9 protein-coding genes are annotated in these 12,336 nt (G+C 75.1%); 3 read left to right on the forward strand and 6 right to left on the reverse strand.

Annotated features, from left to right (window positions below; genetic code table 11):
* The first annotated feature begins 313 nt into the window (after window positions 1-313).
* Window positions 314-1,060: an RDD family protein gene (locus tag ABZ495_RS09320; RefSeq protein ID WP_329488037.1), complete on the forward strand. Its 747-nt coding sequence runs from the start codon at window positions 314-316 to the stop codon at window positions 1,058-1,060.
* 119 nt (window positions 1,061-1,179) lie between these two features.
* On the opposite strand, the gene purH is transcribed toward ABZ495_RS09320, so the two are convergent.
* Complete coding sequence (purH, locus tag ABZ495_RS09325; protein ID WP_359803545.1) at window positions 1,180-2,781, reverse strand: bifunctional phosphoribosylaminoimidazolecarboxamide formyltransferase/IMP cyclohydrolase; 1,602 nt, start codon at window positions 2,779-2,781, stop codon at window positions 1,180-1,182.
* Window positions 2,778-3,437, reverse strand: a complete 660-nt coding sequence (purN, locus tag ABZ495_RS09330) for a phosphoribosylglycinamide formyltransferase (protein ID WP_359835071.1) — start codon at window positions 3,435-3,437, stop codon at window positions 2,778-2,780. Before purN ends, purH begins: the two co-directional genes overlap by 4 nt.
* Before the next feature lie 534 nt (window positions 3,438-3,971).
* Here purN and ABZ495_RS09335 point away from each other — a divergent pair.
* Window positions 3,972-4,628 carry a hypothetical protein gene (locus ABZ495_RS09335; protein WP_359835073.1) on the forward strand — a complete coding sequence of 219 codons (657 nt, stop codon included), beginning with the start codon at window positions 3,972-3,974 and terminating at the stop codon, window positions 4,626-4,628.
* A 30-nt stretch (window positions 4,629-4,658) separates the two neighbouring features.
* Here ABZ495_RS09335 and ABZ495_RS09340 read toward each other — a convergent pair whose 3' ends face one another.
* The gene (locus ABZ495_RS09340; RefSeq protein ID WP_359835075.1) at window positions 4,659-6,284 is read right to left on the reverse strand and encodes a DUF6350 family protein; all 1,626 of its coding nucleotides are present in this window, start codon (window positions 6,282-6,284) and stop codon (window positions 4,659-4,661) included.
* A gap of 135 nt (window positions 6,285-6,419) precedes the next feature.
* On the opposite strand from ABZ495_RS09340, the gene ABZ495_RS09345 reads away from it, so the two are divergent.
* Window positions 6,420-8,477: a LuxR C-terminal-related transcriptional regulator gene (locus ABZ495_RS09345; RefSeq protein WP_359835076.1), complete on the forward strand. Its 2,058-nt coding sequence runs from the start codon at window positions 6,420-6,422 to the stop codon at window positions 8,475-8,477.
* A gap of 234 nt (window positions 8,478-8,711) precedes the next feature.
* Here ABZ495_RS09345 and sucD read toward each other — a convergent pair whose 3' ends face one another.
* The 3 genes from sucD to ABZ495_RS09360 form a co-directional block, all read right to left on the reverse strand.
* Window positions 8,712-9,596 carry a succinate--CoA ligase subunit alpha gene (gene sucD / locus ABZ495_RS09350; protein WP_329488045.1) on the reverse strand — a complete coding sequence of 295 codons (885 nt, stop codon included), beginning with the start codon at window positions 9,594-9,596 and terminating at the stop codon, window positions 8,712-8,714.
* Between the two features lie 18 nt (window positions 9,597-9,614).
* Complete coding sequence (gene sucC, locus ABZ495_RS09355; protein ID WP_329488047.1) at window positions 9,615-10,787, reverse strand: ADP-forming succinate--CoA ligase subunit beta; 1,173 nt, start codon at window positions 10,785-10,787, stop codon at window positions 9,615-9,617.
* 337 nt (window positions 10,788-11,124) lie between these two features.
* Window positions 11,125-12,315 (reverse strand): VWA domain-containing protein, encoded by a 1,191-nt coding sequence (locus tag ABZ495_RS09360; RefSeq protein ID WP_359835078.1) that lies wholly within the window; start codon window positions 12,313-12,315, stop codon window positions 11,125-11,127.
* Between the last annotated feature and the right edge of the window lie 21 nt (window positions 12,316-12,336).

Consider the following 12,336-nt stretch of genomic DNA (forward strand, 5'->3'; position numbering starts at 1 on the left):
GGTGACGGGCCGACGGACACCGGCGGGGCGTACCCGGGGGAAGAACAGAGTGAGCCGACCACACCACACCGTGCCGCCCGACCGCCACGGCCGCGTGCTGCCAGGACCGCAGCCGTCGATGCTCCCGTTCGCGCCGGACCGGCGCCACCCACGTTCCTGAGCCAGCCCGTGCCGGCGGGCGCCGGACCGTGTCCGCCCCCGTTGTCACCGCGCTCCGCTATCGTCCCGTCCGCTCGGCAGTTCGCCCCGCCGGTGCGTTCCGGACCCAGCGCTGTCCCGTCCCACGTCCCCACATCCCTGCCCGGAGGCATCGATGAGTTACCCGCCCGACCCGAACAACCCGTACGGCCAGCAGCCCCCTCAGCAGGGCTACGGCTACCCCCAGCAGGCCCCGCCGGCCGCCGGGTACGGCTACCCGCAGCAGCCGCCGCAGGCCCCGCAGTACGGTGTGCCGCAGCAGCCGGCGTACGGGTACGCGCCGATGCCGGGCACCCTCCAGGCCAACAACGGCTACATCAACATCGCCCAGCTGGGCACGGTGAAGATCGCCACCATGGGCCAGCGCTTCCTGGCCCGCCTGATCGACGGCCTCGCGATCGGCGCGGTCGTCGCCCTGGTGATGGCGCTCGGCCTGGCCAGCGCGCTCGGCATCGCCAAGGACACCCAGGACTGCAGCGGCAAGTACACCTACGGCGGCTCCAACTCGGCGTACTACGACTGCCTGAACGCCAACAACGACGCCGCCGCGGGCTTCTTCGTCACCATGCTGATCATGGTCGGCGTGCTCTCGGTGTTCAACCTGCTGTACGAGTGGCTGATGGTCTCCTTCGCGGGCGCCACCCTCGGCAAGATGGCCCTGGGCCTGCGCGTCGTCAAGGAGAGCAACGGCCAGGTCCCCGGCCTGGGCGGCGGCTTCATCCGCTTCATCATCCCGATCGTCGGCGCGTTCCTCTGCTACATCGGCGCCGCGCTGGTCTACCTGTCCCCGTTCTTCGACAACTCCGGGAAGCTGCAGGGCTGGCACGACCGTGCCGCCGGCACCCTGGTGATCAAGAAGTAACACCCACCGGCGACAGCGGAGCGGCCCGGTCCCCTTCCCAGGGGGCCGGGCCGCTCCGTCGTACCGTCACACCGCCGGTGCCGGACCGGGATCCTCCCGACCCGGAACCGGCGTCGGCGTCAGTGGAAGAAGTGGCGGGTACCGGTGAAGTACATCGTCACGCCGGCCGCGGCGGCGGCCGCGACGACCTCCTCGTCCCGGATCGAACCGCCCGGCTGCACCACGGCCTTGACGCCGCCGTCGAGCAGGATCTGCAGGCCGTCCGCGAACGGGAAGAAGGCGTCGGAGGCCGCGTAGGAACCCCGGGCCCGCTCGCCGGCCCGCTCCACGGCGAGCTTCGCCGAGTCGACCCGGTTGACCTGGCCCATCCCGACGCCCACCGAGGCACCGCCCTTGGCCAGCAGGATCGCGTTGGACTTGACGGCCCGGCAGGCCCGCCAGGCGAACGCCAGCTCGGCCAGCTCGGCCGCGGGGAGCGCCTCGCCGGTGGCCAGCGTCCAGCTCGCCGGGTCGTCGCCCGCGGCGTGGATCCGGTCGGCGTCCTGGAGCAGCACGCCACCGGAGATCGGGCGCACCTCCTGGCGGTTGGCCGGCGCCTCGGGGGCGACCAGCACCCGCAGGTTCTTCTTGCGCGCCAGCACCTCGACGGCGCCGTCCTCGTACCCGGGGGCGACGACGACCTCGGTGAAGATCGGGGCGATCTGCTCGGCCAGCTCGACGGTCACCGGGCGGTTGACCGCGATCACGCCGCCGTACGCGGAGACCGGGTCGCACTCGTGCGCCTTGCGGTGCGCCTCGGCGACGTCCGCGCCGGTGGCGATGCCGCACGGGTTGGCGTGCTTGATGATCGCGACGGCCGGCTCGGCGTGGTCGTACGCGGCGCGACGGGCGGCATCGGTGTCGACGTAGTTGTTGTACGACATCTCCTTGCCGTGCAGCTGCTCGGCGCCGGCCAGGCCGCCGGTGCCGTCGCTGTAGAGCGCGGCGCCCTGGTGCGGGTTCTCGCCGTAGCGCAGCACGTTCTGGCGCTCGTAGGTGGCGCCCAGGAACTCCGGGAAGCCCTCGACGTCGCCGGCCGCGTAGCCGGCCTCGAACCAGGAGGCCACCGCGACGTCGTAGGCGGCGGTGTGCGCGAACGCGGCACCGGCCAGGCGCTTGCGGGTGGCCAGGTCGAAGCCGCCCTCCTGGACGGCCTTCAGCACGTCGCCGTAGCGGGCCGGGTCCACCACGACGGCGACCGACGGGTGGTTCTTGGCCGCGGCGCGGACCATGCTCGGGCCGCCGATGTCGATCTGCTCGACGCACTCGTCCGGGCTCGCGCCGGAGGCGACGGTGGCCTTGAACGGGTAGAGGTTCACCACGACCAGCTCGAAGGGCTCGACGCCCAGCTCGGCGAGCTGCGCGCGGTGCGACTCCAGCCGCAGGTCGGCGAGCACACCGGCGTGCACGCGGGGGTGCAGCGTCTTCACGCGCCCGTCGAGGCACTCGGGGAAGCCGGTCAGCTCGGAGACCTCGGTCACCGGGACGCCCGCGGCGGCGATCCGGCCGGCGGTGGATCCGGTGGAGACGATGGCGACCCCGGCGGCGTGCAGGCCCTGGGCCAGCTCCTCCAGACCGGTCTTGTCGTACACGCTGATCAGCGCGCGACGGATCGGGCGGACGCCGCTCTCCTCGTCGAGGGGGGCGGTGACGGGGGACGTGGTGCTGGGGGCGGCGCTCATGCCGGGATCCATACCTTTCGGTCCTCGATGCGGTGACCCTCGCGGGCCAGCCGGCCCACGATGTCGACGAGCAGCTTTCGCTCGACAGTCTTGATGCGCTCGTGCAGCGCGTCGCCGCCATCGGCGTGGTCGGCGTCGGTGACCTCGACGACGCCCTGCGCGATGATCGGCCCGGTGTCCACCCCGGCGTCGACCAGGTGGACGGTGCAGCCGGTGACCTTCACCCCGTACGCGAGCGCGTCGGTGACGCCGTGGGCGCCGGGGAAGGCGGGCAGCAGTGCGGGGTGGGTGTTGATGATCCGCCCGGCGAAGGCCGCGATGAACGCGGGGCCGAGGATCTTCATGAAGCCCGCCGTGACCACGAGGTCCGGCCGGTGCTCCGCGACGGAGGCGGTCAGCGCGCCGTCCCACGCGGCGCGGTCGGCGAAGTCCTTCAGTCGGTGCACGAAGACCGGCAGCCCGGCCCGCTCGGCGCGCTCCAGGCCCGCGATGCCGTCACGGTCGGCACCGACGGCGACGATCTCCGCGCCGAAGGCCGGATCGGCCACGGCGTCGATCAGCGCCTGTAGGTTGGTGCCGGAGCCGGAGACCAGCACCACCAGCCGGGCCGGGCCGGGAGTGCGGGGCGGGAAGAGTTGAGCGGGGGCGGCGGCCACTGCGCGATTCTCCGTAGGTCGGGCGCCGCCCGCTGGTACATCCACCGGCGGTGGGGCCACTACGAACGGCAGGTCGAGCGAGGGGGAACACCGGAGGAACCCGCCGCGATGCGGGCCCGGGGAACCTATCTGAGCTGCTGACCGTCACCACGATAACGGCTGGTCGGACGGCCCTTGAAACGCCCTGGCGGCGCTACGCGCGTAGTTGAGACGGGGATCTCCATCGGGGCGCCGTTCACCCGCCGTCGGCCCGGCGTCCGCCCGCCGGCCGTGCGCGGACGGCGGGCCGACGGCAGCGACGGGGTGGTACGGAGCTGCCGGCGGTGGCCGGCCGGGTGGGGCGGGGCGTCGGCGGAGTGGGGCGGAGCGCCGGGGGCGGGACGTCGGGTGCGGCCGGGCGGGCGGCCCCTCGCGGGTTCGCCGGTGCGGTGGAACGCGCCCCGAAGGCAGGCCGCCGAAGGCTCCACGGGCGACTGCGGGATCATAGGGTGGCGCGGGCGTCCGCCCCACCGACCGAGAAGGAATGGCTGAACCATGAGCAGCGGTGACAACACCGGCGAGCGCAACCCCTTCGCGCCGCCGCCGGCGGATGCCCCGGACCAGCCGTGGCAGCCCCGCAACCCCGGGCCCACCGGAGGTTCCAGCGGTGCCGACGGCACCGACGGCGGCGGAAACCCGGACGAGCGGCCCGAGGTCCCGCCGCCGCACCCGTGGAGCCCCGGCTACCAGGGTGGCGGCCGGCACCCCCGCCCGCCCGCCCCGCAGCCGCCCAAGCTCGACCCGAGCGACCCGGCGCAGCGCAAGGCCCGCAACGCCGCGCTGGCCGGTATGGGCGCGCTGGTCTGCGCGTTCGCCTCGCTGCACTACGTGGCGCTGTTCGTCGGCGCGCTGGCCATCGTCTGGGGAGTCGCCGCGATGCGGGCCCCCAAGCCGGCCGCCGCGACCGCGACCGGCGGGGCGGCACCCGCCGCCGGCGAGTCCGCCGCCCCCAACCCGCTGACCCCGGCCGCCCTCGCCGGGGTGCTCACCGGCGCGATGACGGTGGTCTTCGTCTCCTCGGTGATCGGCCTCAGCCTCTACTACAACGACTACGTGACCTGCGTCCGGGACTCGCTCACCTCGACCGGCGCGGACAACTGCGAGCGCCTCGCGCCGAAGTGGTACGTGGACATCACCTCGAAGAGCGAGTAGCGGGTAGCGGGCGGACGGACGGCGGCGCCGTCAGTCCAGCTCCTCCGGGCCGGTCGCGTCCTCCGCGGCCGCCTCCGCGCCGTCGGCCGACCGACCCAGCCGCAGCACCACGGCGTACGCGCGGGCGCGCAGCCACAGCACGCCTCGGCGCGCGCGGCCGGCGATCGCGCCGCTCCCGGGGGCGACGACGGCCCCGGGCACGCCGATGGTTCCGGGAAGGCCGACGGTTCCGGGAACGCCGACAGTCCCGCCCCGGGGCAGGCCGACCGCGTCGGTATCGAGTCCGGTGTCCGCACCGGCCGCCGCCGTGGTGGCCGACGCCCGGGCCGCGACCCGGGCCCGGGTCAGCAGGGCCCCCGGGACGGCCACCGCGGCGATCCAGCCCGCCGCCGCCAGCCCCGTCCGCCACGGCACCGGGCCCAGCTCCGCCATCCGGCCGCCGGCCAGCGCCCCGCCGGAGAGCCAGCCGAGCACCGCGGCGGCCGCACCGGTCAGCAGGGCCACCGCCAGCACGGCGACGGCCGTCCCCGCCGGCCGCCACGCACCGGGCCGGGCCGGCCCCTCCCGCTGCCGGATGGTCCGGTCCGCGCCGCCCGGGTACCGGGCCCCGGCCGCCGCACGGCCGATCAGGACGGCCGGGACCACCCCGGCCAGGGCCGGCAGCAGGCAGACCAGCTGCCGCCAACCGCCCGCGCCGGGCTCCGCCAGCAGGGCGAACAGCGGGAAGTCCGGCACCGGCCCCCGCACCGTGCCGGACGGCGCCACCACCGTCCCCGCACCCGCCGCGAACCCCGGGCCCAGCGCGTAGGCCGCCCCCCAGAGCACCGCGTTCGGCAGCAGTGCCACGCTGAGCAGCAGCAGTCCGGCGACCGCGGCCGGGCCCTGCGCGAGCGCCACCGTGCCGTGGCCGCCCCCGGTCACCGCGTCCAGCAGCGCCGCCACCGCGACCACCGCCGCACCCGCCGCCACCAGCCCCGCCCCGGCGGCCAGCGCCGCCGACCGGATCGCCGCCGCGCCCCCGTCCAGGCGGGCCCAGGCGGGCAGCCCGTCCAGCGCCCGCCGCCGGAGCACCCGCCAGGGCGCCGTCCAGGGCGCCGTCCAGGAGGCCGGCCAGGACGCCGGCCCGGACCTCGGCGAGGGCGCCCCGGTCCCCCGGGCGCCGGCGGCCGTCGCGACGGCCGCCACCAGCGCCACCACCAGGACGTCCGGCAGCACCCGCGCGCGGAACAGGCCCGCGCCCGAACACTGCGCGACCACCACCACGGCGACCGCGCAGTAGCCGGACCACACCGCCAACGGGCCGCTCCAGCGCGGCCGCAGCCGGCGCCGGGCCGCCGCCCGGGCACCCGCGCGGTGGAGCTGGCCCACCGCCAGCAGGCCGAGCAGCAGCGGAGTTACGGTCAGCGGGGCGTCCAGGGCGCCGCGGAGCACCGGCGCGCCGTGCCCGAGCAGCCAGAGCGCCCCGGCCAGCCGGACGGCGCCGGCCGCGCCGTCGTCCGCGTACGGGGTCACCACCCAGAGCCCGAGGACCGGGACGGCGACCACCGCCAGGCCGAGCAGCGCCGTCCGCACCCCGGTGAGCACGTCGGCCAGGACGGGTCTGGCGCCCAGCTCGCCCGGCACTTCCAGGATCGGACGGCCCATCAGCTGCGTCATGCGCCTCATGGTGCCAAGGCGACTCGCCATGCTCCGTGAAGAGGCAAACCACCGTCGTGTCCCAGATTATTGGCTTATGCGCATTTTCAGACCCTGCCCTCATGCCGTCGCCCCCGCTCCGGCCCGGAGCGTCTGATGACCACGCCGCCGACCGCCGAGCGCCCGGCCGACGCCGCCGCCAACCACCCCGCCCGGACCGCCGGGTCCGCCGACCCCCCGGCACCCCAGGGACGCCCCGGGAAGGAACGCCCCGGAAAGGGCCGGACCGAACGGGGCCGGGGGGCGCAGGCCGCCGCAGGTGCTGCGGGTGCCGCCGGTGCCGCCGGGCCCGGCCGGGCCACCGAGGCGAACGGGCCGGCCGTAGGGCAGAGCGAGGCGCTCCGGCTGCTGCGGCAGTTGACGCCGCGTGAAGCCCAGGCCCTCGCCCACCTCGCGGCGGGCCGGGACCTCGCCCAGTCGGCGGCGGCGCTCGGCGTCACCCCGGCCACCGCACGCAGCTACCAGCACCGGGCCATGCGCAAGCTCGGCACGCGGACCCACGCCGAGATCGTCGCCTTCGCCGCACTGCTGAGCCCCGCTCAGGGCGCCTCCGGCGGTCCGGCGGGCCCGCCGGACACGCCGGGGCCCGGCACCCCGGTGGAGCAACCGGCCGGGCGGGAACGGCGCGGGCACACCGAGGCCCGGCCGACCGGCCCGGGCGACGCCGCCTCCCACGGAGCCCCGCGCCCCGGGGAGGAGGCCCCCGCGCCGCGACCCGCCGCCGACCCGAACCCCACGCGCCCCGGGACACCCCGGCCGAACGGCGGCAAGGCCGGCGCCGCGCACACCCCCGCCGCCTCCGGGACGCCCCGCACCGACGACGGCACACCCGACGCCCCGGCCACCGGCGCGGTGAACACCCCCGCCGCCGCCGGGACGCCCCGCACCGACGGCCGCACCGCCCCCCGGACCGGACCGGCGTCAGGCGCACCGTCCCGGCCGAACGGCGGCAGGCCGGCCGGCACCGCCGCGAAGCCGCCCGCCCGGACGAACCCCGCCGAGGGCCCCGCACCCGCCGGGTCGCCTCGCACCGACGGCGGGAGCGCCCCCGAGCCGAACGACCACAGGCCCGCCGCCGCCGCGCTGGCCGCCGCGAACGCGGCAGGTGCGACCGCGGAGCCCCTGGACGCCGTACCCGTACCGTCCTTCGAGGAGCTGTACGAGGCCGCCCACACCCGCCTGGTCCAACAGGTCTTCCTGCTCACCTCCTGCAAGCACCGCGCCGTGCACTGCGTGCGGCTGGCCTTCGGCGAGGCGCGCCGCCACTGGGACGAGGTGGCGGCCGGGGCCGATCCGGAGGGCTGGGTGCGGGCGCGGGCCTGTGAGGCGGCGCTCTCGCCGTGGCACCGGGGCGGTCCGCGGCGGACGCACGTCTGGCGGCTGCCGCACCGGCGGATCAAGGTCCGCCCGGCCGACGAGTCGCAGGCCGTACTGCCGGACCACGACCGGCTCACCGACCGGGACCGCGCACTGCTCAAGGCGCTCAGGCGGCTCTCCCGCCCGCAGCGCCGGGCGCTGGTGCTGCACGACGGCCTGGGCCTGCCCGCCGCCGCCGTGGCCGTCGAGGTGGAGTCGACCGTGGCGGCCGCCGAGGGCCGGGTGTGGGCCGCCCGGGCGGCGTTGGCGGAGTGGGTACCGGACCTGGTCGGGCCCGATCCGGCCGCCGAGGGTTTCGCCGACGGGCTCGCCGGACTGCTGCACCGGGCCGCCGTCCGCGGCTGCCCGGAGCCGCAACGGCCTCCGGTGCCGGTGCTGCGCGCCAGGCACCGGCTGGCGAACGCCACCCGGACCGGGGCGGCGGTGCTGATCACGGTGGCGGTCGGCGGCGCGGCGGCGGCGACACTGGCCGGCAGCGGCCCGGGGTCGCTGTTCCACCGGGCCCCCGAGCCGCCGAAGCAGGCGGTCTGCGGCGCGGTCAACGGCTCCGCCGTGCCGCTCGTCCCGGACGGTCCGCCGACGGGCATCCGCAGCCTCTGGTGCAGTCCGACGCCCGGGGTCGAGCCGGTCGTGGCGGACCCGCCGCCGCCCCGGGCGCCGCTGTGGGAGCTGCCGGCCGCCGCGCGCGCCGCGGCGGCCCTGCCCCCGCCCGGCTCGGCGGGCGGGCCGGCGGCCTGCACCCGCTGGTCGCTCCTCCCCTGCCCGGCGGACCGCTGAGCGGCCCGCCGACGGAGTCCCCGGCGTCCGACCCGGGCCAGGTCGGACGCCGGGGCGACGGGCGACTGGGCGACTGGGCGACTGGGCGACTGGCCACACCTCACCGGCGACGGCCGGAGCCGCGGCCGGATCGGCGCGCGGTAGGGCCGCCGCTCTCCCGGCCGCAGGCCCCGCCACAACGGCGAGCGCCCCGCCCGGAGATCCGGACGGGGCGCTCGATGCGCGGGGCGAGCGTCAGCCGTTGATCAGCTCGCGCGCCAGGCGGGCGGTCTCGGACGGCGTCTTGCCGACCTTGACGCCGGCGGCCTCCAGGGCCTCCTTCTTCGCCTGCGCGGTGCCCGAGGAGCCGGAGACGATGGCGCCGGCGTGGCCCATGGTCTTGCCCTCGGGGGCGGTGAAGCCCGCGACGTAGCCGACGACCGGCTTGGTGACGTGCTCGGCGATGTAGGCCGCGGCACGCTCCTCGGCGTCGCCACCGATCTCACCGATCATGACGATGAGCTCGGTCTCCGGGTCCTCCTGGAAGGCCTTGAGAGCGTCGATGTGGGTGGTCCCGATGACCGGGTCACCGCCGATGCCCACGGCCGAGGAGAAGCCGATGTCCCGCAGCTCGTACATGAGCTGGTAGGTCAGGGTGCCGGACTTCGACACCAGGCCGATCTTGCCGGCCTGGGTGATGTCCGCCGGGATGATGCCGGCGTTGGACTGTCCGGGGCTGATCAGGCCCGGGCAGTTCGGGCCGATGATCCGGGTCTTGTTGCCCTTCGAGCCCGCGTACGCCCAGAAGGCGGCCGAGTCGTGGACCGGGACACCCTCGGTGATGACGACCGCGAGGCCGATCTCGGCGTCGATGGCCTCGACGACGGCGTCCTTGGTGAACTTCGGCGGCACGAAGATGACGGTGACGTCGGCACCGGTCTTCTCGATGGCCTCGGCGACGGAGCCGAAGACGGGCACGTCGGTGCCGTCGACGTCGACCGTGGTGCCGGCCTTGCGCGGGTTCACGCCACCGACGATCTGGGTGCCCGAGGCGAGCATGCGGCGGGTGTGCTTCATGCCCTCGGAGCCGGTCATGCCCTGGACGATGACCTTGCTGTCCTTGGTAAGGAAGATAGCCATGGTGTTAAGTCCCCTTCCTTACTTGTTGGCCAGCTCGGCGGCACGGTCGGCGGCGCCGTCCATGGTGTCGACGCGCTGCACCAGCGGGTGGTTGGCGTCGTCGAGGATCTTGCGACCAAGCTCGGCGTTGTTGCCGTCCAGGCGGACGACCAGCGGCTTGGAGACGTTCTCGCCCTTGGACTCCAGCAGGGCCAGAGCCTGCACGATGCCGTTCGCGACGGCGTCGCACGCGGTGATGCCACCGAAGACGTTGACGAAGACCGACTTGACGTCGGGGTCGCCCAGGATGATCTCCAGGCCGTTCGCCATGACCTCGGCGGACGCGCCGCCACCGATGTCGAGGAAGTTGGCGGGCTTGACGCCACCGTGGCTCTCGCCCGCGTAGGCGACCACGTCGAGGGTGCTCATGACGAGACCCGCGCCGTTGCCGATGATGCCGACCTGGCCGTCGAGCTTGACGTAGTTCAGGCCCTTGGCCTTCGCCGCCGCCTCCAGCGGGTTGGCGGCGGCCTTGTCCTCGAGCGCCTCGTGCTCGGGCTGGCGGAACTCGGCGTTCTCGTCCAGGGAGACCTTGCCGTCGAGCGCGATGATCTTGCCGTCGCCGGACTTGATCAGCGGGTTGACCTCGACGAGGAGGGCGTCCTCCTTGATGAAGACGACCCAGAGCTTCTGCAGGACATCGGCGACCTGGTCCGCGATCTCCGCCGGGAACTTCGCGGCGGCGACGATCTCGGCGGCCTTCTCCGGGGTGCAGCCCTCGTTGGCGTCGACCGGGATCTTGGCGAGCGCCTCGGGGTTCTCCTCCGCGACGACCTCGATCTCCACACCGCCCTCCACGCTGGCCATGGCCAGGAAGGTGCGGTTGGTGCGGTCCAGCAGGAAGGAGACGTAGTACTCCTCCTTGATGTCCGCCGTCTGGGCCAGCATCACCTTGTGAACGGTGTGGCCCTTGATGTCCATCCCGAGGATCGCCTCGGCCTTGGCGACGGCGTCCGCCGGGTCGGCGGCGAGCTTCACGCCACCGGCCTTGCCTCGGCCGCCCACCTTCACCTGAGCCTTGACGACGGCGCGGCCGCCGAAGCGCTCCGCGATGGCGGCAGCGTCTGCGGCGGTCTCGATGACATCACCGTCAAGCACGGGAACCCCGTGCTTGGCGAAGAGGTCCCTCGCCTGGTACTCGAACAGGTCCACGTGTTTGTCCTTGTTCGTGGTCGCGGATTGTGTCTCTACGAGCGTGCCACGGCAGGATCTTCGCTGCGGGTCGTCGGGGCGGTGCGGGTACGCAGAGGTACGGCCTTGCGGCCCACACAGCCACGGGCGCACACGTCAATCAACACGCGCGTCACGTCCGTCTGGCAGGTTATCCCCGGACGGCAGGCGTGTTTCGCCCGGGACCGGCCCGGCTTGGGTGAGAACCGTCACAGCCAGGCCCCGACCGGCTGCCGCGCGCCCTGCTCAGCAGGTGCGCAGATCAGCGGTGCGGCCGGGCCCGGGTTCGCTCGTCCGGGTGAACCCGCGCACCCGGTCGCTACCCGCCCTGCGGCGGGACGGGGATCGGCCGCTTCTCGATCGCCGCCGCCATGACGTCCGGGAACGCGTCCGGCGTGCAGGCGAACGCGGGGGCGCCGAGCGTGGCCAGGGCGGCCGCGTGCGCGTGGTCGTACGCGGGCGCCCCTTCGTCGGAGAGCGCGAGCAGCGCGACGAACTGGACGCCGGCCGCCTTCATCGCCGCCACCCGCTTGAGCATCTCGTTCCGGATGCCGCCCTCGTAGAGGTCGCTGATCAGCACCACGACGGTCTCGGACGGGCGGGTGATCCTCGACTGGCAGTAGGCCAGCGCGCGGTTGATGTCGGTGCCGCCGCCGAGCCGGGTCGCGAACAGGACGTCCACCGGGTCGCCGAGCTGCTCGGTGAGGTCGACCACCGAGGTGTCGAAGACCACCAGCCGGGTGTCCAGCGTCCTCATCGAGGCCAGCACCGCGCCGAACACCGCCGAGTGCACCACCGAGGGGGCCATCGAGCCGGACTGGTCGATGCAGAGGATGACGTCCTTCTTCACCGCGCGCTGCGCCCGGGCGTAGCCGACCAGCCGCTCGGGGACGACGGTGCCGTGCTCGGGCAGGTAGTTCTTCAGGTTGGCCCGGATGGTGCGGTCCCAGTCGATGTCGCGGTGGCGCGGGCGGTTCACCCGGGCGCTGCGGTCCAGCGCGCCGCCCAGGGTGGCCCGGGTGCGGTCGGCGAGCCGGCGCTCCAGCTCGGCGACCACCTTGCCGACCACCGCACGGGCGCTCTCCCGGGTGGTCTCGGGCAGCGCGTGCTTCAACGAGAGCAGGGTGGCGACCAGGTGGACGTCGGGCTCGACGGCCTCCAGCATCTCCGGCTCCAGCAGCAGGCGGTCCAGGCCGAGGCGGGTGATGGCGTCCTGCTGCATCAGCTGGACGACGCTGGTGGGGAAGTACTCGCGGATGTCCCCGAGCCACCGGGCCACCTGCGGCGCCGAACCGCCCAGCCCCGCGGTGCGCCGGCCGGACCGCCCGGCCCGGCCCTCCTGCGGCGTGCCCCGGTACAGCGCGGCGAGCGCGCCGTCCATCGCGGCGTCCCGGCCGCGCAGCGCGCTGCCGGTGCCGTCCGCCTCGCCGCCGAGCACCAGCCGCCAGCGGCGCAGCCGCTCCTCGGCGGCGAGGGTGACGGGAGCGGCGGGGGTGGTGGCCTCTGCCATCGGGTGCTCCTTCCGGTCCAT

The organism is Kitasatospora sp. NPDC005748 (assembly GCF_040630735.1).
Taxonomy (GTDB): Bacteria; Actinomycetota; Actinomycetes; order Streptomycetales; family Streptomycetaceae; genus Kitasatospora.